This is a genomic window from Pseudoalteromonas distincta, from assembly GCF_000814675.1.
Taxonomy (GTDB): Bacteria; Pseudomonadota; Gammaproteobacteria; order Enterobacterales; family Alteromonadaceae; genus Pseudoalteromonas; species Pseudoalteromonas distincta.
In genome coordinates this window covers 62,005-84,775 of the sequence record NZ_JWIG01000011.1, presented here as the reverse complement: position 1 = coordinate 84,775, position 22,771 = coordinate 62,005, and the positions used below count along the sequence as shown (strand labels likewise).

The window sequence follows — 22,771 nt, the reverse complement described above, 5'->3', positions numbered from 1 at the left end:
AAACTGTCTAGGTCAATTCATATAATAAAAAACAAGGACTTTTATGGCTATAACTATAACCACAGGCACAATTGATGATGTAACCGCAGTGAGTGAATATATCCCTGAACTACTAACAGCCATTGGTAGTGACACTTTACGTAACCGTTTAGAAAACAAAAAAGCATTGATATTAGTAGCACATAAAGAAGATACATTAGTTGGTTTTAAAATTGGCTATGAGCTATCTAATACACAGTTTTATAGTTGGCTTGGTGGAGTGCATTTTAACTATCGTAGATTAGGTATTGCTAAAAAATTACTTGTCCAACAAGAAAAGTGGGCTTATGAACAAGGTTTTACCAATATACACGTTAAATCGATGAACCGGTTTCCTCAAATGCTAACTATGCTAATCACTAATGGTTATCACGTTTGTGGCTACGTTGATAAACAAAGCACAGAGCTAAGTAAAATTAAGTTTGTAAAACAACTAACAAAGTAAATGCAGGCACTTTATTCATCGTTATTTAACTTAGTGCCATGTAGGGTTATAAGCAAAAGCTAATTGCCACCTTTAATAGCAAGGAACCTCTATGTTTTACGATGATATTCAGGGATTATTACGTGTACTTACAATAGGTGTACTGGGTTATATCGCGCTGGTGTTTTGGCTTCGTGTATCGGGTAAACGTACGCTTTCAAAATGGAACGTGTTCGACTTTATAGTCACCATTGCGCTGGGCTCTATTTTGGCCTCGGTGATTATTTCAAAAAGTGTACCGCTGTTTGAGGGCATACTTGCCTTTGTAGTATTAATAGGGCTGCAATATATTATTACGTGGCTTAGTGTGCGCTCGTCAAAATTTGCAGCGCTTATAAAAGCAGAACCCACGCTTTTAATGAGTGATGGTGAATACTGCACGGCTGCACTTAAATCGCAGCGCGTAACAAAGTCAGAAATTCGCGCCGCTATTCGTGGTGCGGGAATATTAGCTATAGAAGATGTAGCCGCAGTAGTGCTAGAAACCGATGGTAGTTTTAGCGTACTTAAGCAAAATAACAGCGGGTTAAAAACCGCGTTAAGTGATGTAAGCGGGCATTAAATTAATACGCTAATAGTTATATTAACTAAGGCAGGTATATTACCTGCCTTAGTTTGTATTAAAGTTTATTTTTATTTAGCGTGCTGCTCTAATAAACTAAAGGTAGGTAAGCGCCATTTAAAGCGTATTGATGCCATACGTATTAAGTAGCCTGCAACAAGGCTTACAATAATGCTTATGTTGTCGTCAATATTGTAATGGTGTAGCGCTAAGTATAAACAGGCAACAAGTAACGATACACTCGCGTATAGCTCGTTATGTAATACAAGCGGCGCTTGGCGGCATATTAAATCACGCAGTAACCCACCAAAAACACCTGTTACAACCGCAGCCACTACACAAATACCGTAATGCAATCCCATATTTAGCCCCACTTGGCAGCCAATAATACTAAAGGCTGCTAAACCAAGGGCGTCTAGGCGCATAAATATGCCTTTAAATTTAACCACCCATTTTGCCAGCCACGTAGTGACAATACCGGCAATACAGGTAATTAATAAATACTCTGGGTGTTGTACCCACGTTAGCGGGTAATTGCCTAGTAATATATCTCTCACGCTACCACCGCCAATTGCCGTGGCGCTGGCTACTAGCACTACGCCAAACCAATCCATTTTCATTCGTCCTGCGCTAAGTGCGCCGGTCATGGCTTCTGCGGTAATACCAATAATATAAACAATCGTTAATAGCATTAGACAATCACTTAAAATACGTGCGTAAAAATAAGGTGTGGATTGTATAGATAAATTAAGTAAATAACGAATGAAAAATCGTACTAAAAACGGTTAATTCAGATAGAAATAGCTAATGACAAAACCTAGTGTAAACAAGCTGTTAAGCTAATCGATGAGTGCGCGGTAGCTGATATGAATTAAAGGACATTTGGCCGCAAATTATAAATAAAACAGGTTGAGGTTTAGTTGTTTTTAGCACGTTTATTTTTAGATAAATTTAATAACTTAGTTTAATAATTTTGTTTAGTAGGTAAAGCGCAAAATTAACGCAATATGAATATTTAGTTGCATGGTTTTAATTTAGGAACGTATAATAACAAGTGTTAACTAAATGGGATTTTCGTAAAACGCAGCTTAAGCAAAATAGGCGGATACATGCACAAAGGATTGTTAAAGTCGTGGAAAACCGATAAAGGTTTTGGTTTTATTAAATCAGATACTCTAGAACACGACACGTTTATACACATTTCAGCGCTCAAACACATGAGCCGTAAGCCAAAAGTTGGCGACACTATTTACTTTGAAGTTGCTACGCAGCCCGACGGTAAAACTAAAGCAGTTAACTGCCGTATAGAAGGCGTTGCAGAGCTTAAAGCCCCTTACCAAAAACACAAACAACAGCCGCACCGCATTGCCAAATCTAATTTTGCCAGTAGCTTTTTAGGCAAAGTTGCTTCAATTAGCATTATCGCCGTACTTGGCTTCATCGCAGTAAATAAATACAACCATTATCAAAGTAACGAGCAATTTAATAGCCAAACACCTGTTATCACCAACGCCGATTTAGCCACATTTGATGAGCAATACCCTAAAATCGTTATTCCAAAAAGCACGCAAAATTTTACGTGTGATGGCAGGCAATATTGTACTGAGATGAATTCGCGAGCCGAAGCCGTATTTTTTATTAATAACTGCCCAAACACAAAAATGGATGGTGACGGTGATGGTGACCCTTGTGAGAGAGATACACGGTTTTAAAATGAGTGGTAATTTTATAAACCTTTTAGTTAAAGGTTTGGTTAAATAACAAAGGTTATTAAATTATTCTTGTAGTTTGTTGTTACTAGTAGAGTTGTTTGCGTAATATACGCCGTTTTGGTGGGTTATAACCTCCAAAGTGGGATTCAATAAGCTGTTATGTGCTTTTAATCATATTTCACCAATTAATAAAAATAAGGATGTTGTATTGAAATTTGAACATGAGATTGAAATTTTTATTAGGGATTATGTGAAAGATCTCAATGAGGGTACTGCTTCTATTTTTGCTGGTGCTGGGTTATCGATTCCAGCAGGTTTTGTGAACTGGTCGGAATTAATGCAAGAAATTGCACATGATCTAGGGCTTGTTATTGATCGCGAAAATGATTTGGTATCTCTAGCTCAATTTCATGTCAATGAGAATAGAACAAGGTCAAAAATTAATAGGAAGATCATTGAAGAGTTTACTGAAAATTCTGAGGAAACGTTAAATCACAATATTATTGCTCGATTGCCAATATCATCGGTATGGACAACAAATTATGATAATTTAATTGAGCAAGCATTTACTAAAGAGAATAAAGTTGCTGATGTTAAACATACAAACAAACAACTTCTTACAAACAGACCTAAGCGTGACGTTGTTGTGTATAAAATGCATGGTGATGCCAATCACTCATCAGATGCAATTTTGACTAAAGAAGATTATGAGCAATATCACCAAACTCATGAGCCTTTTATACATGCTTTATCGGGAGAATTAACGACTAAAACTTTCTTGTTTATTGGTTTTAGTTTTACAGACCCTAACTTGGATTATGTTTTAAGCCGTTTGAATTTTAGGTTTTCAAAAGATAAAAAACAGCACTATTGTTTAATAAAAAAACATTGTTTAAATGACGCACTAAATCCAGATCAAGCTACGTTAGATTACAATTCAAGAAAGCAGCAACTTGTTATTAATGATCTGAAGAGGTACGGAATAAAGTCTTTGGTTCTCGATGATTACGCACAAATAACTTCCATTCTTGTAGAAATTGAAAAGAGGTTTAAAAAGAAGACTATATTCATCTCTGGAAGTGCGGAGATATATGATCCTTATGAAAAAAATGAAGCTTTAGGTTTTATTCATTTGTTATCAAAAAAAATCATCGAAAAAAACTTTAGAATCGTTAATGGTTTTGGTTGGGGTGTTGGTAGTTCGGTGATTAACGGCTCTTTAGAGGCAATAAGTTCTAATCCAATGAAGTTTTCAGAATCCCAACTTATACTAAAACCATTTCCTCAATTTGAATCAGGCAAGAAAAAGTTACCTGAGCTTTGGGAGGAATATAGACAAAAAATGATCTCGTTAAGTGGTATATCAATTTTTCTATTTGGCAATAAGCGTGATGGCGATGAAATTGTAGAAGCGAATGGTTTAATACGTGAATTTGAAATCTCTAGGGATTTAGGAAACATATGCATTCCAATTGGTTGTACTGGTTATGCAGCTGAATCTATACTAAAACGAATCTTGGCTAAGCCCTCTGATTATTATGAAAATAGTGATGATGTGGTGCCGTTGCTAGAGACACTTTTAGATTCAGATAAGCCATTATCCGAGAAAGTTGATGTAGTAATAGCTGTTATAAATGAAGTAATACAATAAAGGAGTGAAATTATGGCGAGGAAATGTTTTTTTAGCTTTCATTATCAACCAGATAATTGGCGAGTTTCTAAAATTAGAAATATTGGTGCTATTGAGGGAAACCAAGCGGCAAAAGATAATGACTGGGAAACGGTAACTGGCGGTGGTGACAAAAAAATCAAGGAGTGGATCGATAAGCAAATGGAAGGACGTACATGTACGGTAATTCTAGCTGGTTCTAAAACTGCTGATAGAAAATGGATAAACCATGAGATTGTTCAATCATGGAATAAAGGAAAAGGTGTATTGGTTATTCATATACACAACATTACAGATAGTTTTGATAATCAATCGTCTAAAGGCGCTAACCCTCTATATTATGTGACGCATGGTACTACTAACAAACGTCTATCAACAATTGCCAAATCTTATGATCCACCATATATAACGAGTAAAGGTGTATACAACTATATAGCAAATAATATAGATTCATGGATTGAAGAATCGATACAAATCCGAAAAGATAATCCCTAGTCAGCACATACCAAGGGTTTTCAAGTCGGACAAATTACAGTTGGCTTTTTGTTCGTGCCTCACTTATTTTAGCCAACTGCAATTTGCCGCTTAAAACGGCGTTGAGGCTGTAGAATTACTCTTTTTTAAGAAAAACAGCCAGTTTTATGGGTTCCAAATTCATTACCTAATGCTTTAAAAACGCTTAGAGTTAATTTCAGAAACTCGTTTTTTAATTGAATTTGGCTGCTGGAGTTATTCTACAGCCTCGTTATATTTTCGGATACTTCATTGACATTATATAAATTTTTGAGCGCTTCAATCGAAGAGTATTCAATCGAAGAGCATTTAGTTCAAGGAACTGTCGATTGGGGCTGGGTTAGTGATTGGGCTAGATCCAATAACTTACCATCCGAAATTATTGATTTTATAAAATTAGTATCGGATGAAAATGGTACTTCATATGCATTCGCAAAAAATATTGGTGACTTTTTATATGCGGAATTTCTTTATGATAAAAATACAAGAAAAGAACAGATTAAATATATTTTTGATATCATTTTTGTAAAAAAACGATTGACACCTCATCAAATAAAAATTTTATTTTCTAATTTTATAAATGAAAATATAAATGAATGGGAAAAAATAGTGAGCATAATGCTTACCATTAATAGCTTTTTTTAGTCTAAAGCTAAGGGTCACCCATTAGAAAGTTCCGGTCAAGCAGGCAGCTGTGTTTTCTTGAATCTTTTGGGATAATTGGGGTCAAATCTTGACTTCATACATCAAAACATAAATTGGTTAAAAGATTTTGATATTAGCTATTTTTACCCTTTAAAAGCGCAGCGCCTCATATCCTCTTTGTGAATTAATCTTTGTTTACGAAAGAGCGCATTAGCTTGAGATACGCTAGGCGAATGCTCTAAACGTAAAACATCGGCGAATTAGCAATTTAATACCCGCCGATGTTTATACTTTTTTTCAAATGAATAGCTTACTTGTAAGCTAATAAGCCTTAGTCTGCTTTACGGTAAAGGCTTATTAAACAGATTGCTAAAAGTAACGTTGCAATCATGCCTGATGCGCCAGCAACAGCTGATGGTAAGAATCCATCACGACCAAAGGTGATTAAAATACCATTGGCAAGCATTGCAACTCCGCCAGCTAAGGCTGTAAGGCCGCCGATGGCTTTGCCACCTTTCGCAATAAAAGACAGGCCAAAAACAAGTGCTGCTAATCCCAATAATACTTTAGCTGCGTAGTAAATCATGAATGACAAAGAAACCACGCCACCAATTAAAGGTTGTGCGCCTTCTACTGTGCCTGCAACTTTACCAAATGTTGAAAACAACGTAAGGCCAATACTTACCTGCACTATGTTAAGTACTGCACTAAACGCGATAGCCGACCAGCCTAGTTGTGCGTTTTTTGCTTGCACCATAGCTGCGCCTGCAAAGGCAACAAGTAAAGTAAATACCAGTGCTTCTAGCCCCCAAGCCACCTGCCTTGAAAAACTAATTTCAGCACTGTAAAGGGCTGAATAAATACCCTGTGATATCGCCAATATCAACAATAACGATGCTGTAATTAGGGTGATGCGTTTATGTGTAAATTCCATTATGGACCTCTTTTGATTTTATATTTGACGCTTTCAACAGCTGTTGCGGATTTGAATGTATCAAACTGCTTAGTATTTGTATTAAATAGCGTTTATCGTTGTAGGTATAAGACAGGCAAAGCGAGTAAATTATTTCACTTAAACCTATAAAAGTATTAATTAATAACAAACAGGCTCAGGCTATTGCTTTTAATTAAACCTAACTTTGCAAAGCCGCTTTGGTTTAGCTATGCATGACTCTAAAAGCGCAGTGCCTCATGCCCTCTTAATAAATCAACATTTGATTACCAAGAGGGCACACATTTTGAGTATGTGGTTAAACGGCTTATTACTTATGGCGTTAAGATAAAAACGTAAAATGAGACCAGTCACTTAACGCTGTAATAGTTTGTTCTGTGGGAGGGGCAACATAGATCAAACCTGCAATGGCGATAATTGAAGCTAGCGTAATTAGTTTATTATCGAAGTCGGCTATTTTTAAAGCGGTGCCAAAAGAGCGTTTAATGGTGACGTTACTTAAATCTACACTGTAAATTTCATCCAGCAATAAATGAATTAATCCGCCGAGTAAAATAAACCCACCCGTTAACCAGGCAAAGACGGCTGCTTGTGTGGTTGATTGGTCATTCAGTTTCCATGTTACTTGAGTCGTTATTAGCGCGCATAACAGTATAAATAGTAAAGAGTGGCAACTACCTCTGTGTACTGTGATCCATTCAAAAATGGGTCTAATAATGTATTTCATAAATCCGTAAACCAATAACGGCACTACGATTAACTCGATAAAGCTAATTTCAATAATGAGCTCGGTAGTTATGTAATGCAGTACCAGTAATACAGCGCTGAGTGCAAATAAGTTAAAAATAGTATCGAGTGATGTTGAGTTATCTGAATCTATATCTGGTAATAGGCCGCCAATTGAGCCTAAAAACCAAAGCCAGAGTGCGCCCTTTAAATCGATATGGCTTGCAGATAATAAAGTGGCTGAGGCTAAGCCTGTGATGATTACGGCAGTATTAAGATGAGTATTGAAGTTTGCCATTGTATCTCTTTATGGGAAAAAGTAGGGCATTCTATCAATTGAAAAGTTTATTGTTCAATATTCTTTTTAATTAGATTTTTTATTACTTTGATTAATTGCTAATAGTACAATTGTTATTCTGTATTTTGGTTAGTAGTGAAATCAAGTTGTAATTTTTTTGATAAAAATCAATAATACGGACAGTTTTTATTGTCTATTGGCCTTTTGTGTTTTAATAAAAGCCTAGCTATCACATATAAAACGGCTTAATTGAAATCCACATGAACCAAAATAGATATAAAGCATCGTTTCCTGCGCCTAATATTGGTAGTGACTATTTTGTTTCATCAACTTGGAGCAGTTATGGTTTCTGGGCTTTATTAGCACTGACTCCGCTTGCTCATTACATGATGTATTATACCGAAGATGGTTTAGCGCATGGGGAAGATTTAAACACTTTAGTGTATGTAATACTTGGTGCTATTACCTTGTTTGTTTTAAATATTGCAGCCCAATCTATATGTTGGTTAGGCAGGCTTTTGGCTGTGGTTTGCTTTAGCATTAGTCTGTTTTTTATATTATTGCTTATTTACCTCAGTGTATATTCACACTTTCCAATTGCTTATTTAGGTGCTATTTCTTATTTTGGGTTAGCGGCTTATTTTTATAATAAAGACTATTTGAAAGCCATAAAAACATTATAGCATTTACTATGTAGTTACTAATTCACGCCATCTAATTTTTTATATCGTCATAAAAGGCAACTTTCCCTCGGCCTGTTTCTTTTACGTGATAAAGAGTTTTATCACCGTTGTGCATTAATTGTTGTAGTTCATTACCATCATATGGGGCTATTGCAATTCCTATGCTTGCACCTACTGCGCATGTTTTATTTTGCGCAATATTAATATCGTATTTTAACTCATTGAGTAAGGCGTTCGCTTTTTGTTGTGTTGCCGTTTTATCGTAGGTTTTAATTTGCTGCGCAACAATAAATTCGTCACCGCCTAGGCGGATACACATGTCGTTTTTTTCGTGAAAAAGTGTTTTAAATCTGTGTGCTATTTCAATTAGCACTTTGTCGCCGGCTTCGTGCCCGTAGGTGTCGTTAATGGGTTTAAACTTATCTAAATCAATCATCATAAGCACTAAATGTTCATTATGTTTAATACATTCACGTAGTGCTTTTTTAAGGCGATTTTCACCGGCGCGTCGGTTTAATAAGCCAGTGAGTGGGTCGTGATCGGCTTCAAAGCGGGTTTGCTGTTCGCGTTCTGCGCGCTCGGTTACATCGTGTAAAATTACTTCTACTAGCTGCTCTTGTTTGGGGTTTCGTTTGGTATCTCTTTGGTCTGTTAACCTTACAAATAAACAATGAAACCATACCGTTTTATAGCCAACTTTACACTCTACATCTAAGGTGGTTTGTGGTGGGTTTTTAGCAGAGCGAATATCTGCCAGTAGGCTTTGTAATTCGTCTACATTGCTAAGTAACTCAGGAAAATGCAAGGTTGGTAATTCTTCTTCACCAGGTACGGTAAAGTAATGCTTAAATGCAGGGTTAAAGGTGGTGATAATGTTTTTGTCATCGAGTAAACAAATACCTGCGCTGGCTTGTTCAAAAATAAGTCTAAATTTAGCTTCTAGCTCTTGAGTTTTTTTACGCAGTGTTTGCTCATTACTAATAGTTAAATGTAGCTCGTGCATTAAGGCATTTATACCTTGGGTTAAACGGCTTATTTCGTCCCGCTTGCCTTGCTTGAAGGTTAGCATTTTAAGGGTTTCTGGCTCGCTTGGATTTATTTTAGCAAAGCTGTCGGTTAGGTTTTGAATAGGCTGTGTAAGCCAACGCTGAACTACCAGCGATACAAAAAATGCGATAACAATGGATTGAATCAGCATTAAGATAAATTCTTTTATAAGCGCTGACTGTGCTTGTTGTTCAATAAAGTTATCGTCAGGATATATGGCGAGTACACCTATAAAAGTGTCTTCTATAAAAGGGTGAACTAATTTAATTAAAACAGCTTCATTTTTTTTGTTAGTAGATCCTTTTGCTATAAATAAATCCATCTCTCCTTGAGGGTTTACTTCTCCTTCTAGGCTTGCGCCTTGCACTAAGTCGTTACTGAGTAGGCCGTTAATAATTTCTTGGCTTAATTCACGGTCGTTTAGGTAGGCTGCTATGGCGGCTGTTTTTTCCATTGTTTGCGCTAACTGTTGAACGAGTAAGTAATTTGTATTTTTTTTCTCTTTAAAGCCTGAGTAATAAGAGAGCATAGATGAGACTAAAGACACAACAATAGCAACTAACGCAATTGATATAGCGACGCGTATGTAGAGTTTTTGGCTAATAATTTTAATCAAATGTGTATACCACTTTTACTGCATCTGTAACTTGCGATAGCGGAATGTAGCCAATTGCAAATTGTGATGCTGCTATTTTGTTTATTGCGTCTTCTACCGATGTTGAAGGCGTGGGTGGCTTTGCGCGCCCTGAAAATAAAAGCCTTGCCCAATACGCATTTATTTTTTGCTCGTCTTTATTAACCAGTTTTAAGTAAAAGTCGTTTTTTAATGTTGATTGCGCGGGCAAATCAAGCGGTTTTGAGGTCTCACCATCAGGGAAAGTTAAATACCTGCCCATGTAAATATCAATAATTTCTCGTTTTGATAATGCGTTAATCGCATTGCTTTTATTAACCACGACTACAAACTCTGTAGATTTAGCATAAAAGCTCATAAAAAGCAGGCACAAGGGCAGCAATGCAGTTATAAACAAGTTGCGAGGGCTCATCATTAAAACACCATACTAGCATTTAGACTAAGTATATGTACTTTGTGGCCCTCATCAACATCTGAAGGGTTGCTAAGACTCCATAAGCCAGCGCCTTGAGGCTTTATATCAAAGCGGTCTAACTGGGCTTTTAATGCTATGCTCTCAGACAGTTGCCATTTTACGCCTACGTTAATTGAGTGTTGGTGAACATTGGTAACTTTAACAGCAGACTGACTGGCAACTGCGAGTTGTTGTATAGGCACTGAAAATTGCTCGGGAGTGCTTGGCGGAAAAGCAGGATCGTTTACTTTTATTACGTCATGTCGGTGTTTAGCCGCTGTAAAACCTGTATAAAATATTGCGTTATCTACACGGTAACCTGCACTAATGTAGCCACTAAGAACTGACGGAGCAACTATCCAATCTGATTCTGAAATACCCACCTCAGATTGGATTAGCCAATTGTTGTGATCGTAAGTAAGCCCAAACGCGGCGTATTCTATACTGTTACCTTTGGTGTTAAATTTGTTTGATATTTTTTGCGCTTGCGGCCATATACTTTGTGGTATTGAGTTGAGTGCGGCTAAATACTCATCTAAAGAGGTTAACTTATAATCCCCAAAGTCTGACTTTGATAATGAAAAACGCATAGTCCATGCATCTAAAGAGTAGGTTGCGCTAAAAGTTGTTAAGTTGTCAAAATCAATAAAAAAGTCGTCATTATAGGCTTGTAGCTTGGCTGTTGTACTACCATAAGCAAGTTTTAAACGTAAAAAACCGTCGTTAATTGCTTTGCTGTATTCCACATCTACACCATCGAAATTTCCTGCAATGTTTGCAAACGAGTAGTACGAATGAGGCGGGCGCACCCATAAGTAGGCATATCCTACGTAAGGGTATTCCGATAGTAAGTAAAGGTCACTATTTAACCTGCCTGCACGAATAGCCCAATGACGGGTAGGGCGATAGCGCACAAAGGCGAGCTCTAAAAAATTATCAAAGCTTTTAAAGGCATGATCTTGAATAACTACTTGAAACACAGAGTCCCAATTTTTGGCCAATGATATATTAGCCTGCCCACCTAAAATTGAATCTCGCGTTGCTGAAAAACCAGATTCGTTGACATTTGAATAACTCGATGCAAAGCCAATATCTGAATCGTCCGTGTAGCTGAGTGTTAAGGATGCAAAACCACTAAATTGCACGTCTACTTCATCTGCATAGCTTTTATTAGCAGCGGAAATTACCAATATAGCTATGGCAATTGTACCTCGGAACAACATGTTAGCGCTTATTTTTATGATATAGATAGTAAAAAGATAGCACAGTTTATTAAATTACCAACTTAAGCATTACAGTGGCTTATCAATTAAATACAAAAAAAAACATGACATCCCCCTAAATTTTGTACTTTGTTAAGCGAAGTACTGGACATAAGAAAAGCAAGGCGGAAAATTTGTGTTATCTATTGTTATAAGTGGCGACAATATAGATTATGAATAGGGCGGTTTTTTGATATTACTAAATTTAAAACGTGTTGGTTACTGGATGAGCTTTATTTTTATAAGGCTGCTTAAATTAGGCAGCCATTTGTATTTAAAACGTTAAAAGCGATTACTTAAAATGGTGCATAACCATCATTTGGTTTGTTTGGGTTAGTCCAGCGCTGTTTAGCATCAACAGGAATGCGTGGTGCACCTTGTGCTGGTAATCGACCGCGCTCCCCATACAACCACAATACAAAGTTAGTTCGCTCGCCACTGGTAATAGGCTTGGCTGCGTGTGCAATATTGCCTCGATGTAACATGGCAGTACCAGGCTTAAAGGTAAGTGATTTAATGTCACCTGTGTACGGGTGATAAAAGTCCACTTGTGACCCTGTAAACTCTTCGCCTGGTAAATTTAGGTTAATGTTAAGCGTTACAGCTGATGCGTCGGTATGTGGGCGAATTGACGAATCTGTATTTGGCTCATAATAAATTGAAAAGCCAAATGTTTGTGTATCAAACCCCATAACTTCCGGGAACAGCATACGTGAAATAGGGCGCATATAAGTGTTTAGTATTTCGTTATAAAATGCTTGAAAGCTTGGCGCGGCTAAATAACCTTCTGATCGGCTATCAAGCATGGCACCACGGCGATTTAACACTATGCCGTATGGCGGGCGCATAGGAATTTGCGAGTTCCATACTTGTTCTAAATATCCGCATAATACAGCTAGGCGCTCAGGATCAAAAAATTGAAATTGAAACACATCAGGCGCGACTTCATGTAATAACGCTTTTACGGCTAGCTCTTTTGATGGATCTTCCCATGCTTGCTTTACTGCTTCACGCAGGTTTTTATCAAGTAGTGTGTCGTCTAGCGTAAACGTTGAGCTATCTGTTGATGTGGCTTCCCATTCGCTCCACGCGTTTGTAATTAGGTCGGTGTTGCTATTCCAAAAGTGTTGTACTGATTGTTCACGGTAAAGCATGGCTTGTCGTGTTGGTAACTCTAGAGCACGCGCTAGTTGTAATTGGTTGGCAAACATTTTGTGTAACTCCAGTTGTTGAATTTTGTTTATATCAATTTAGGAGTGCAATTTATTGCATTTGATTTAGTAGATAAACAGCCTGCTTTAGGAAACAGAATATACTATTTATTGATAATGAAGGTTTGTATACTTTTTGAAGCAGAGAAAGCTAGCTTTGTAGATAAGCAAAAGGCTGCACAATACGCAGCCTTTTGTTGGTGTAATTTAAGTTGCTTAATAAATACTAGTGGGTTGCTCTGTCGCCCCAAATTTCTTCTAGGCGGCTGTCGCGACCACAACGCCAACGATAAGTGTTGTATCGGATTGGATTGTTTTTGTAATAATCTTGGTGAAAGCTTTCCCTCCCTTTTATAGGGTAAAAGGTGCTTGCGTTTAGTATAGGTGTAACCACAGTTTGATTAGGGAACTCGGCTACAACAGCTGCTTTTGTTTTTTCAGCTAATTTACGTTGTTCGTCGTTTTGTACAAATATAGCGCTTAAGTAACTAGGGCCTTTATCACAAAATTGGCCTTTGGCATCAAAGGGATCAATATTTACCCAGTAATGATCAAGTATGCCCTGATAGCTTACTATGGCCGGATCGTATGTGATTTCTACGGCCTCGTAATGGCCTTTATGATTACCATTGTATGTCGGGTTTTTAAGTTTACCGCCAGTAAAGCCCGATATTACATCGGTTACGCCTTCTAGCTTTTCAAAGTCACTTTCCATACACCAAAAACAACCTCCAGCTAGAACGGCTTTTTCGGTTTTAGCTGCATGGGAAAATGTACTAAACAAAATAACGGCAGATGTTAATGCAAGCGTTAGTGATTTTTTCATAAAATTATCCATCTGTACTGTGAGTTTATAAATACTTATAAAGTTAGACCCGCTAAGTGCTAATACAATTTCATTGTAGAGGGCTGGCCAACTATCTATGGTGAAAAATATTGTACTTTGACAAGTTTTATAGGGATAAGGCTAGTAACAAGATCACTATTTAAGTTAGTAGCATGGTTTAATTCGGTTAGCCAAGTATGCGTTATTTAATGGGGTGTTGAATTATGCTTACGTGTTCATTAAAGTGACAACATTCGTGATATAAATTAGCAGGTGATAAATGAACCAGTTAACAGAAACATCAATAAGCTGCCCTTATTGTGGAGAAAGTATAGAAGTATTACTTGATGCAGCAGATATTGATGAGCAATACATAGAAGACTGCCAAGTATGCTGTAAGCCTATTTCGTTTGTGGTATTTGAAAATGATGACGAGCTAAGCGTTAATGTTTACAGCGAAGACGATGCATTTTAATTCGTTGATTAGATAGTAGGCTGCAAAATTGCAGCCTTTTTACTGTGTATGTGTTTGGTTAGCTATTTTGTTCACGCGCTAATTGGTTAGGAAGAAGTTCTTCTACTATTTCGCGTGCTGGAAGCGTATAGCGTGTGCCGTCAAACATTACTGAGGTAAACTCGTTAATATTAGTAATGCCTGTTAAGGTCCAGCCTTCGCCGCGCTTTGGGCAATATACTGTGGTAGTGGGTTGTATTACTTTAAAATCGTCACTCATTACGTTCTCTTACTCTTTTTGCTTTAAAGATAATGCTTGTTAATGGGGTATGGTAAGTTAATAATGCGTGCCCATAAAGAGCTAATTTAACTAACCACTTAAATAAAATGTTTAACACCACAAAGCTTGAGCGCGTTACGCTACGTTTAGTTACCCACAAACACGCAGCGTGTTTATTTAATATTTTAAATCACCCGCACGTGTCAGAATTTAACGACTACGAAACACCACTTAGCAAAACGCAAATCAAACAATTAATACAAGATGATATTAGTGCATATTACGAAGGCGAAGTGATTAGAGTCGCAATTGAACATAATATATCTGGAAAGTTAATGGGTACTTGTGGGCTTTATAATTTAACCCCGTGTAAAAGTAGTGCGTTTATCGGATTTGAGCTGCATCCTGACTTTTGGGATAAGGGCGTAATGTTTGAAGTGGTGACCGGTTTTATTGAAACTCTAGTTAAGCATATTCCGCTTAAACATTTGTCTGCTGAGGTGAGTGCACATAATGCACGTTCCCATAATTTACTTATGAAACTGGGCTTTAGTTTAAGAGAAAATTCTATTTGGCATAAATCACTTTAACTCAAGACGGCAATTATAAGTGCTTATCTTTTTTCAATCCTCAATCCTTAAAGCTCAGTAAATAAAATACAAAAAATAGCGGCTTTCTATTATAGTTAAGCGTAAGCAAATGAATTTGTTACCCGTGTTTTATTAAACATTTACGCTTAACAAGGATTTTATATGCTAGAAAAACTCTCTCAAGATGCGCTTGTAATTTGGGCGACCATTGACCCAATAGGCACTATGGCGCTGTTTGCTGCGCTTACTTCTCATTTAACTGATCAACAACGTCGTAAAACTGCATTTAAAACGGTGCTTTATGCCGGGGGCGTATTATTGGGTTCTATTTTAATAGGGCAACTAATACTTAATGCGATGGGAATTAGGTTGGTGTCGTTTCAGTTAGGTGGCGGAATTATATTGTTTTTGTTTGGCCTGCAAATGATTTTTGGAAACGATTCTAACAAAGCCAAACAAGACCCCGATCACGATATAGCCGTGTTTCCGCTTGCTATACCGGCAACGGCGACTCCTGGCGCTATTTTGGCGGTAATACTACTTACCGATAACCACATACACCCAATTACTACTCAAATAGGCACAGCGCTTGTTACAATTGGTGTGTTGGGTATTACTTTAATACTGTTGCTGCTTTCGGGTAAAATTATTAAGCTAATTGGTACTGGCGGCGCGTCTATTTTAACGCGTGTGATGGGGATGATTTTAGCCGCGTTTTCGGTTGAGCTTATTATGACCGCGCTGGAAATAAAGCAATGGGTTAAGCTCGATTAAATAACTCCTAAACATTGAAAGGAATGCCGTATGGCAATAAAAATAACAAAACACTATATTATTAATTTAAGTTTAGCCGTAGTCATTTTTGCTATTGGTATTTTAGCTATACGTTATTATAACCATTATGTATCGGCCTATACAGATGTAACAATTAACTCAAGCGTGCTTAATGAGTCGCGCAAAGTGTTTATAAGATTGCCCGCTAATTACAATCCTAAAAAAGCGTATCCGTTAATTATTAAAACCGATGGTAACTTTAATTTAGATACATGGGATAAAGCACTTACAAAACAAGCTAAGAGCGAAAAAGGGGATAAGGCTATATTGGTGTCTATTCCTAATTTGTTTTTTACAGATACACGTAATCGCGATTTAGTGCCCCCTTATGCTCGCCAAGATGTAAATACACAAGCGCGTCCAGAGCATGAAACACTTATTGAACCAAATGGTGAAGCCGACAAGTTTTTAGCGTTTATTGAAACTGAGTTACTCCCTTATTTATCAGCAAAATATAAGCTTAGTAATAACCGTGTATTAAGTGGTTTTTCGGCAGGTGGTAGCTTTGTGCTTTATACACTGCATACAAAGCCTGAATTGTTTAATGGCTATTTTGCTTTTAGCCCAGCGGCTTGGTATGACGATATGACCGTAGTTAATAATTTAGAAGCGTTTTTAAGTGCTCAAGATAACAAAGTTAAATCGTCTACTTATTTATATCTTTCGGTGGGTGGGGCAGAGCATCCGCTAATGTTAAAAGCGTTTAGTAATTTAGAGGCCGTTTTAACAGCCAACCCTAACAATAACCTTGTGTGGCAAAGTGCTATAAACAAAGGTGCTGAGCATTCAGATAATCCATCAATTAGTGTGGCTAAGGCATTGGCTGGTTATAGTACGTTTATTAAAAAGTAGGTTAGATAGGTTTAAGCGACAACTGTATGCATATACAGTTGTCGTTATTTCATCTATTTATGATAACGAATCAGCTTTATAACAATTTACTTAGTTCAATATTATTAACGACTTACAAAAAAAAGGTAGGTTTAAATTATTTTAGCACAGCAATTACATGTACTGTTTTTATATACAGTGCATAACTATTGAATTAGAATACCGTCAGTACCCATGAAGCATATACACATCTATTTGTTACTGCCTTTCGCCTTTGTGATCAGCAATAAGCAGTGTAAGTACTTTGCAATTTCAATATAGTTTCATCATTTTTTATACTCTTAATGCAGCCAATATAAATTGGCTGGTGGCTTTATAGCAAAAGAACACATCATACTAAATATTGCTATAACGCTAAACTTAGCAATAGAGTCAAATTAGAAAAAAGTAATCAAAGAGGTAATCAAAATAATAAAGCCTGCGATAACTACATCCACTAAAAATATAAATGCCGAGTGTGGACTATGAGTGCTTAATTAAAGTTTTCCTCGCTCATTGTAATGAGCAGCAAAACGGTAAACGTTAAAAATAGGGGCATCGTGATTGGTGCTATTACAAATTAAAAAAGCAGATACCAATGCGGCTGTTAATGCCTTTTTTGAAATAGCCTTAAATGCAAAATTGAGTATTGAAAAAAGTATGGCGGAATAAAAAAAGCCCAGTTAAAAAAGTTAAAAGGGCTAAAAGGGTTGTGCTTAGGGAAGTTGTAGTCGTTTTATAAACTTATATTTAAAACTTATATCTAAAACCAAATGCTATACCGTCATCTTCCGACTGCTCCATTTGTGCTTGTTGCTCTTTGTTATCGCTTTCAAAGTCGCTAAAGTCTTTACGCGCTTCTACGTAAGCAATAGTGTCTTCGTCAATTAAGTAGTGAAGGCCAATAACAGCAAACTGACGCTTAAACACATCTTCTGGGTCGGCGTTAAAGTTTGGCTGAATTACGTAATCATCACCGGCATCAAACACGTTGTAGGCAATAAAAGGGCGAAAATCGTTATCAAAGCGGTAAGATGCAAATGTTTCTACACCGATTGCGTCTTTAATTAAGCGACCAATGTTGTCTGTGTCGTGGTTTTTGTTTTTATTTACGTTGGCTGCAACGTATAGGCCGGGCTCATCAATGTTGCCCCACATAATACCTGCACCATAAATTAAATCTTCAACATTACGAGTAGAACCATCGCCAAACGTTAAATCAAACTCACCACGGTTAACACCTGCTGTAAGTGTTAGCATGTCAGTTGGGGTATAAGTTACAGACGCACCAAATGTGTAATTAAATTCAACTTCTTGGGCTGCACTATCGCCAGAGTTCCAAAGTGCTTCACATTCTTCTTCTGAAATGTCGGTTACGTCACAGGTATAAAATTCGCTGTTTTTAAGCTGCGCTTGTACTGCAAAACTAAAATCATTATAGCTATTGCGGTACTGCACTAATTTATCTCCACGGCCAGTGCCATTAACAGCGCCATCGTCTTTGTTATAGGTATAAACACCAGCCGCATTACCATCCCATACAAAGCTATTATTTGTGCCGTAAACTACGTCGTACCATGCACCCCATTGTTTACCAATGGTAAGTTGGCCATATTTTTCGTGCGAAAGCCCTGCGTAACCTAAACGGTTGTATAAAAACTCATCCTGGATAGACTCAAAACGGTTGTTATAAATAATATCGCTGCTGCCAACAGGGTTTACACCCCATTCTACGAGTGCGAGTGCAGTCCAGTCTTTCTTAAGCTTTCGGGTAAATCCAAAGTTAATGCGCGAGGTACCGTTAACAACTTCGGTTTCGTTTTGTGTATTAATTACACGCACATCAAGATATCCACCAACTTCAACAGTATTTTTGTCATCTTTGTATAATTCTACTGCCGAAACAGCGGGTGCGAATACAATACTTGCGCTAATAAGCGTCGCTAATTTTTTGCTCATCTTGTGTGTTGCCCTGTGTAAATTGGTCAATTTTTTACGTAGGTAAAAATTCAGATTCGAAGACTAACAAAGCAATAAACGGCTCAAAAGTGAAAAATACTCAATAAAATTAATCATTAAACTTAACGGATATTCACTAAAGGTTAATTTTGTTTTTCAGGTGTTGCAAAAGTTTATGTTTTTAATGATTTGATAGGTAAATAGGATGAGGAATTAGCGATGTGTAAAAATTGTAATTTGAATTATTTTCATCTTGGTTAAAAAGTAGTAACTAGTGTAAAAGCTCTAAAAGTACTTTATTTTCATAAATATAACTTTTTATTATTATAGGGTGAACAAAAATGAGTTAAGTAGACACACAAACACGTTAAAAGTGTTTTTACTCTAATTTGTATCGTAATTTCTAATCTCTTATGCCTGTATGTAAAACATACTTTATGGATTTTAATTAGAATAAGTTGAATAAAAATTAACGAAACCATTAAATCTAATCCGTTATTTTTACTACTAACTACATAGCCATAATAAATGGCTAAAACGCAGTGGTTTGCTTTTAAACTTTCATAGAAAAACAGGCCATTTTGGTTTAAACTGCGCGCAATTTAAATACATCATTACTCCTTTGGAGGGTAGCGCTATTATTAGTACAGCTAATGTCACCATGCAATTTGGTGCTAAACCATTATTTGAAAATATCTCAGCAAAATTTGGCGATGGTAACCGTTACGGTTTAATCGGTGCAAATGGTTGTGGTAAATCAACATTTATGAAAATTTTAAGTGGTGAGCTTGAAGCGTCTTCAGGTAATGTAAGTACTGATCCTAACGAACGCGTTGCTAAACTTAATCAAGATCAGTTTGCCTACGAAGAATACTCAGTAATCGATACCGTGATTATGGGCCACAAAGAGCTGTGGGAAATCAAACAAGAACGAGACCGTATTTACTCTTTACCTGAAATGAGTGAAGAAGACGGTATGAAAGTAGCCGATCTTGAAACTGAATTTGCTGAAATGGATGGTTACTCTGCGGAATCTAAAGCAGGTGAGCTTTTATTAGGTGTAGGTATTGGCACTGACCAACACTTTGGCCCAATGTCAGAAATTGCACCGGGTTTTAAGCTGCGTGTGCTACTTGCACAGGTATTATTTTCAGACCCAGACATTATGCTACTTGATGAGCCTACTAATAACTTGGATATTTACACCATAAAGTGGTTAGAAGACGTGTTAAATCAGCGCGACTGTACCATGATAATCATCTCGCATGACCGTCACTTTTTAAACTCTGTTTGTACACACATGGCCGACATTGACTACGGCGAGCTTCGTATTTACCCAGGTAATTATGACGAATACATGTTTGCAGCAACGCAAGCACGTGAGCAATTACTTAACGAAAACGCGAAAAAGAAAAACCAAATTGCTGAACTTCAACAGTTTGTATCTCGTTTCTCTGCTAACGCATCTAAAGCTAAGCAAGCAACATCGCGTGCTAAACGTATCGACAAAATCCAATTAGACGAAGTTAAAGCATCTTCACGCCAAACGCCGTTTATCCGTTTTGATCAAGAAAAGCAGTTATTCAGAAACGCACTTGAAATGACAAACCTAACACAAGGTTTTGACGACAATACGTTGTTTTCTGGACTTGAAGGTTTAGTAGAAGTTGGCGAACGTATTGCTATTATTGGTGAAAATGGTGTTGGTAAAACAACATTACTTAATACATTAGCAGGGCGCTTAGCCCCTAAAGCTGGTGAGTTTAAGTTCTCAGAAAACGCGAATATTGGTTACTACGCGCAAGATCACGCTGATGAGTTTGCAACCGACATGAACTTGTTTCAGTGGATGGAGCAATGGCAACAAGAAGGCGACGACGAGCAAGTGGTTCGTAGCTTCTTAGGCCGTATGTTATTCTCTCAAAACGATATTAAAAAATCAGTTAAAGTAATTTCAGGTGGTGAGCAAGGCCGCATGTTGTTTGGTAAAATTATGATGCATAAGCCAAACATATTGTTAATGGATGAGCCAACTAACCACATGGATATGGAATCAATTGAAGCGCTTAACTTAGCCCTTGAAGCTTACGAGGGTACATTGATGTTTGTTTCCCACGACCGTCAGTTTGTATCGTCGGTTGCGACCCGTATTTGGGAAATTAAAGACGGTAAAGTTATCGACTTTAGAGGCAACTACGCAGAATACCTAGCGAGTAAAGAAGCTTAATTAGCTATTTACCCGTTAACTCTAAAAAGCCATGTTTAAACATGGCTTTTTTTGTTTTTGTGAGTCGCAATTAAACTTGGTTTGGGTATAATACCCGCCTAAAACCGGACATAAGTCCGCTATTTTTAAAATACATTACTGAGGAGTATTTATGACTGTTGGCATTATTATGGGTTCTAAATCAGATTGGCCAACCATGGAACATGCAGCACTTATGCTAGAGCATTTTGGTATTAAGTACGAAACCAAAGTCGTGTCTGCACACCGCACTCCTCAATTACTTGCTGATTACGCAAGTTCAGCCGCAGAACGTGGTATTAAAGTTATTATTGCTGGTGCTGGCGGCGCAGCGCATTTACCTGGTATGGCAGCTGCTTTTACGTCGCTTCCTGTACTTGGCGTACCTGTAAAATCAAAAGCATTAAATGGTGTTGATTCACTTTTATCTATTTGCCAAATGCCTAAAGGCGTTGCAGTAGGTACGCTTGCAATTGGTGAGCCGGGCGCAGCAAACGCGGGTTTATTAGCTGCACAAATTTTAGGATGTCAAAATCCAGAAATTTTTGCAAAAATTGAAGCTTTTCGTAAAGCTCAAACCGACACTATATTAGCTAATCCAAACCCTGCAGAGTAATAATGAATATTTTAATATTAGGTGCAGGGCAACTTGCACGTATGATGAGCCTTGCAGGCGCGCCGCTTAATTTAAACGTTGTTGCGTACGATGTAGGCAGTAAACAAATTATGCACCCGCTAACCGGTGACATTTATAACACGTCGCTTGAGCAAGCAATATCAAACGCTGATGCCATTACTGCAGAGTTTGAGCACATTCCTGATGATGTTCTAACCCTTTGCTGTAACAGTAATAAGTTTTACCCAGGTAAAGCCGCTATTAAAACCGGTGGTGATCGCTCGCTTGAAAAGGCATTGCTTGATAAAACAAACGTAACTTGTGCGCCGTACCAATTAATTACTGAAAAAGCGCATTTAGAACTTGCCGTTAAAACTCTAGGTAAACCACTTGTAATTAAAACATGCCAAGCGGGTTACGACGGAAAAGGCCAATGGCGTTTAAAATCGGATGATCAAATAGACGAAATTTGGTCACAAATGGCTGAATTTATTGCATCAGGCACCGAGCTTGCGCCACATACGATTATTGCTGAAAAAATGATTCCGTTTGATCGTGAAGTATCTATTATTGGTGCGCGCGATAAACACGGTAATGTTGCTATTTATCCGCTAACAGAAAACGAGCACACAAATGGTGTATTAACGCTTTCTATTGCTGGTAAAAATAATCAAAGTGTTGAAGCTCAAGCAAACGATGCATTTACAAAAATAGCAAATGAGCTTAACTACGTTGGCGTGTTAGCTATTGAGTTTTTTGATGTACATGGCACGTTACTCGTTAACGAAATTGCACCGCGCGTACATAATTCAGGCCATTGGACGCAACAAGGTTGCCATTGCTCGCAGTTTGAAAACCACATGCGCGCTGTTGCAGGCTTACCGCTTGGTAATACAGAGCTTAAACACATTACCGCGATGATAAACGTATTAGGCCAACCAAGTGTTCCAAGTGAAGTATTAAAAACGTTTGATGTAACGAGCCATTGGTACGGTAAAACAGCTAAGCCAGGTCGTAAAATGGGCCATATTAATGTATCAGCTGTTAATATGGGTGAGCTTGCAGACAAACTTGGTGAACTTACAGAGTACCTACCAGAGCAAGATTATCCTGGTATTTTAAAAGCAGCTGCCAATTTAGTGCTCAGCGAATAGTTATCATACCTTTATATAAATACCGGCTTAAGCCGGTATTTTTTTGTCATAA

24 protein-coding genes are annotated in these 22,771 nt (G+C 37.5%); 14 read left to right on the top strand and 10 right to left on the bottom strand.

Going from position 1 to position 22,771, the window contains the following annotated elements:
* Positions 1–43 precede the first annotated feature (43 nt).
* Entirely contained in the window at positions 44–484 is a 441-nt protein-coding gene (locus QT16_RS08330) for a GNAT family N-acetyltransferase (RefSeq protein WP_039487915.1), read from the top strand.
* A 91-nt stretch (positions 485–575) separates the two neighbouring features.
* Complete coding sequence (locus QT16_RS08325; protein WP_039487913.1) at positions 576–1,085, top strand: DUF421 domain-containing protein; 510 nt, start codon at positions 576–578, stop codon at positions 1,083–1,085.
* Positions 1,086–1,156: 71 nt separating this feature from the next.
* Here the strand turns inward: QT16_RS08325 and QT16_RS08320 are convergent, their stop codons facing one another.
* A complete protein-coding gene (locus tag QT16_RS08320) occupies positions 1,157–1,777 on the bottom strand; it encodes a trimeric intracellular cation channel family protein (protein ID WP_002961255.1) in 621 nt (206 codons plus the stop codon).
* Between the two features lie 417 nt (positions 1,778–2,194).
* Here QT16_RS08320 and QT16_RS08315 point away from each other — a divergent pair, with 417 nt between their 5' ends.
* The 4 genes from QT16_RS08315 to QT16_RS08300 all read left to right on the top strand — a co-directional run bounded on the left by QT16_RS08315 (position 2,195) and on the right by QT16_RS08300 (position 5,624).
* On the top strand, positions 2,195–2,797 hold the full coding sequence (locus QT16_RS08315) for a cold shock domain-containing protein (RefSeq protein WP_039487910.1): 603 nt from the start codon (positions 2,195–2,197) through the stop codon (positions 2,795–2,797).
* A 208-nt stretch (positions 2,798–3,005) separates the two neighbouring features.
* Positions 3,006–4,448 (top strand): SIR2 family protein, encoded by a 1,443-nt coding sequence (locus QT16_RS08310; protein WP_039488059.1) that lies wholly within the window; start codon positions 3,006–3,008, stop codon positions 4,446–4,448.
* Positions 4,449–4,460: 12 nt separating this feature from the next.
* Positions 4,461–4,961, top strand: coding sequence for a TIR domain-containing protein (locus QT16_RS08305; RefSeq protein ID WP_039487908.1), 501 nt, complete (start codon positions 4,461–4,463; stop codon positions 4,959–4,961).
* Between the two features lie 270 nt (positions 4,962–5,231).
* Positions 5,232–5,624 (top strand): hypothetical protein, encoded by a 393-nt coding sequence (locus QT16_RS08300; RefSeq protein WP_039487906.1) that lies wholly within the window; start codon positions 5,232–5,234, stop codon positions 5,622–5,624.
* Between the two features lie 331 nt (positions 5,625–5,955).
* Here QT16_RS08300 and QT16_RS08295 read toward each other — a convergent pair whose 3' ends face one another.
* Positions 5,956–6,558 (bottom strand): hypothetical protein, encoded by a 603-nt coding sequence (locus tag QT16_RS08295; protein WP_039487904.1) that lies wholly within the window; start codon positions 6,556–6,558, stop codon positions 5,956–5,958.
* A gap of 340 nt (positions 6,559–6,898) precedes the next feature.
* A complete protein-coding gene (locus QT16_RS08290; RefSeq protein WP_039487901.1) occupies positions 6,899–7,600 on the bottom strand; it encodes a metal-dependent hydrolase in 702 nt (233 codons plus the stop codon).
* A gap of 260 nt (positions 7,601–7,860) precedes the next feature.
* Between QT16_RS08290 and QT16_RS08285 the strand changes: the two genes are divergently transcribed.
* A complete protein-coding gene (locus tag QT16_RS08285) occupies positions 7,861–8,283 on the top strand; it encodes a hypothetical protein (RefSeq protein ID WP_039487900.1) in 423 nt (140 codons plus the stop codon).
* Between the two features lie 31 nt (positions 8,284–8,314).
* On the opposite strand, the gene QT16_RS08280 is transcribed toward QT16_RS08285, so the two are convergent.
* From QT16_RS08280 to msrA, 5 genes are all read right to left on the bottom strand, one after another.
* Entirely contained in the window at positions 8,315–9,946 is a 1,632-nt protein-coding gene (locus QT16_RS08280) for a sensor domain-containing diguanylate cyclase (protein ID WP_039487898.1), read from the bottom strand.
* On the bottom strand, positions 9,939–10,379 hold the full coding sequence (locus QT16_RS08275) for a type 2 periplasmic-binding domain-containing protein (protein WP_039487897.1): 441 nt from the start codon (positions 10,377–10,379) through the stop codon (positions 9,939–9,941). Before QT16_RS08275 ends, QT16_RS08280 begins: the two co-directional genes overlap by 8 nt.
* Positions 10,379–11,641, bottom strand: a complete 1,263-nt coding sequence (locus QT16_RS08270; protein WP_039487896.1) for a hypothetical protein — start codon at positions 11,639–11,641, stop codon at positions 10,379–10,381. The genes QT16_RS08275 and QT16_RS08270 overlap by 1 nt, the downstream gene beginning before the upstream one ends.
* A gap of 335 nt (positions 11,642–11,976) precedes the next feature.
* Positions 11,977–12,891 carry a 2OG-Fe(II) oxygenase family protein gene (locus QT16_RS08265; RefSeq protein WP_039487895.1) on the bottom strand — a complete coding sequence of 305 codons (915 nt, stop codon included), beginning with the start codon at positions 12,889–12,891 and terminating at the stop codon, positions 11,977–11,979.
* 226 nt (positions 12,892–13,117) lie between these two features.
* Positions 13,118–13,717 carry a peptide-methionine (S)-S-oxide reductase MsrA gene (gene msrA / locus QT16_RS08260; protein ID WP_039487894.1) on the bottom strand — a complete coding sequence of 200 codons (600 nt, stop codon included), beginning with the start codon at positions 13,715–13,717 and terminating at the stop codon, positions 13,118–13,120.
* 280 nt (positions 13,718–13,997) lie between these two features.
* Here msrA and QT16_RS08255 point away from each other — a divergent pair, with 280 nt between their 5' ends.
* On the top strand, positions 13,998–14,192 hold the full coding sequence (locus QT16_RS08255; protein WP_039487891.1) for a CPXCG motif-containing cysteine-rich protein: 195 nt from the start codon (positions 13,998–14,000) through the stop codon (positions 14,190–14,192).
* Positions 14,193–14,250: 58 nt separating this feature from the next.
* On the opposite strand, the gene QT16_RS08250 is transcribed toward QT16_RS08255, so the two are convergent.
* The gene (locus tag QT16_RS08250; protein WP_002962626.1) at positions 14,251–14,451 is read right to left on the bottom strand and encodes a hypothetical protein; all 201 of its coding nucleotides are present in this window, start codon (positions 14,449–14,451) and stop codon (positions 14,251–14,253) included.
* A gap of 107 nt (positions 14,452–14,558) precedes the next feature.
* Between QT16_RS08250 and QT16_RS08245 the strand changes: the two genes are divergently transcribed.
* The 3 genes from QT16_RS08245 to QT16_RS08235 all read left to right on the top strand — a co-directional run bounded on the left by QT16_RS08245 (position 14,559) and on the right by QT16_RS08235 (position 16,727).
* A complete protein-coding gene (locus QT16_RS08245) occupies positions 14,559–15,041 on the top strand; it encodes a GNAT family N-acetyltransferase (RefSeq protein ID WP_002962624.1) in 483 nt (160 codons plus the stop codon).
* Positions 15,042–15,203: 162 nt separating this feature from the next.
* A complete protein-coding gene (locus QT16_RS08240) occupies positions 15,204–15,815 on the top strand; it encodes a MarC family protein (protein ID WP_039487889.1) in 612 nt (203 codons plus the stop codon).
* A 30-nt stretch (positions 15,816–15,845) separates the two neighbouring features.
* Positions 15,846–16,727 (top strand): alpha/beta hydrolase, encoded by an 882-nt coding sequence (locus tag QT16_RS08235; protein ID WP_039487887.1) that lies wholly within the window; start codon positions 15,846–15,848, stop codon positions 16,725–16,727.
* Positions 16,728–17,495: 768 nt separating this feature from the next.
* Here QT16_RS08235 and QT16_RS08230 read toward each other — a convergent pair.
* Positions 17,496–18,704, bottom strand: a complete 1,209-nt coding sequence (locus QT16_RS08230) for a porin (protein ID WP_039487884.1) — start codon at positions 18,702–18,704, stop codon at positions 17,496–17,498.
* Positions 18,705–19,341: 637 nt separating this feature from the next.
* Between QT16_RS08230 and QT16_RS08225 the strand changes: the two genes are divergently transcribed.
* The 3 genes from QT16_RS08225 (at position 19,342) to QT16_RS08215 (ending at position 22,719) form a co-directional block, all read left to right on the top strand.
* Positions 19,342–20,931 carry an ABC-F family ATPase gene (locus QT16_RS08225; RefSeq protein WP_076914937.1) on the top strand — a complete coding sequence of 530 codons (1,590 nt, stop codon included), beginning with the start codon at positions 19,342–19,344 and terminating at the stop codon, positions 20,929–20,931.
* 151 nt (positions 20,932–21,082) lie between these two features.
* Positions 21,083–21,565: a 5-(carboxyamino)imidazole ribonucleotide mutase gene (purE, locus tag QT16_RS08220; protein WP_002962540.1), complete on the top strand. Its 483-nt coding sequence runs from the start codon at positions 21,083–21,085 to the stop codon at positions 21,563–21,565.
* A gap of 2 nt (positions 21,566–21,567) precedes the next feature.
* Entirely contained in the window at positions 21,568–22,719 is a 1,152-nt protein-coding gene (locus QT16_RS08215) for a 5-(carboxyamino)imidazole ribonucleotide synthase (RefSeq protein WP_039487882.1), read from the top strand.
* Positions 22,720–22,771: the final 52 nt, after the last annotated feature.

Bases quoted from the DNA above. Each gene is read 5' to 3' on its own strand.
- QT16_RS08330 (WP_039487915.1), top strand. From the start codon at position 44: ATGGCTATAACTATAACCACAGGCACAATTGATGATGTAACCGCAGTG.
- QT16_RS08325 (WP_039487913.1), top strand. From the start codon at position 576: ATGTTTTACGATGATATTCAGGGATTATTACGTGTACTTACAATAGGT.
- QT16_RS08320 (WP_002961255.1), bottom strand. From the start codon at position 1,777: ATGCTATTAACGATTGTTTATATTATTGGTATTACCGCAGAAGCCATG.
- QT16_RS08315 (WP_039487910.1), top strand. From the start codon at position 2,195: ATGCACAAAGGATTGTTAAAGTCGTGGAAAACCGATAAAGGTTTTGGT.
- QT16_RS08305 (WP_039487908.1), top strand. From the start codon at position 4,461: ATGGCGAGGAAATGTTTTTTTAGCTTTCATTATCAACCAGATAATTGG.
- QT16_RS08295 (WP_039487904.1), bottom strand. From the start codon at position 6,558: ATGGAATTTACACATAAACGCATCACCCTAATTACAGCATCGTTATTG.
- QT16_RS08290 (WP_039487901.1), bottom strand. From the start codon at position 7,600: ATGGCAAACTTCAATACTCATCTTAATACTGCCGTAATCATCACAGGC.
- QT16_RS08285 (WP_039487900.1), top strand. From the start codon at position 7,861: ATGAACCAAAATAGATATAAAGCATCGTTTCCTGCGCCTAATATTGGT.
- QT16_RS08275 (WP_039487897.1), bottom strand. From the start codon at position 10,379: ATGATGAGCCCTCGCAACTTGTTTATAACTGCATTGCTGCCCTTGTGC.
- QT16_RS08270 (WP_039487896.1), bottom strand. From the start codon at position 11,641: ATGTTGTTCCGAGGTACAATTGCCATAGCTATATTGGTAATTTCCGCT.
- QT16_RS08265 (WP_039487895.1), bottom strand. From the start codon at position 12,891: ATGTTTGCCAACCAATTACAACTAGCGCGTGCTCTAGAGTTACCAACA.
- msrA (WP_039487894.1), bottom strand. From the start codon at position 13,717: ATGAAAAAATCACTAACGCTTGCATTAACATCTGCCGTTATTTTGTTT.
- QT16_RS08255 (WP_039487891.1), top strand. From the start codon at position 13,998: ATGAACCAGTTAACAGAAACATCAATAAGCTGCCCTTATTGTGGAGAA.
- QT16_RS08250 (WP_002962626.1), bottom strand. From the start codon at position 14,451: ATGAGTGACGATTTTAAAGTAATACAACCCACTACCACAGTATATTGC.
- QT16_RS08245 (WP_002962624.1), top strand. From the start codon at position 14,559: ATGTTTAACACCACAAAGCTTGAGCGCGTTACGCTACGTTTAGTTACC.
- QT16_RS08240 (WP_039487889.1), top strand. From the start codon at position 15,204: ATGCTAGAAAAACTCTCTCAAGATGCGCTTGTAATTTGGGCGACCATT.
- QT16_RS08235 (WP_039487887.1), top strand. From the start codon at position 15,846: ATGGCAATAAAAATAACAAAACACTATATTATTAATTTAAGTTTAGCC.
- QT16_RS08230 (WP_039487884.1), bottom strand. From the start codon at position 18,704: ATGAGCAAAAAATTAGCGACGCTTATTAGCGCAAGTATTGTATTCGCA.
- purE (WP_002962540.1), top strand. From the start codon at position 21,083: ATGACTGTTGGCATTATTATGGGTTCTAAATCAGATTGGCCAACCATG.
- QT16_RS08215 (WP_039487882.1), top strand. From the start codon at position 21,568: ATGAATATTTTAATATTAGGTGCAGGGCAACTTGCACGTATGATGAGC.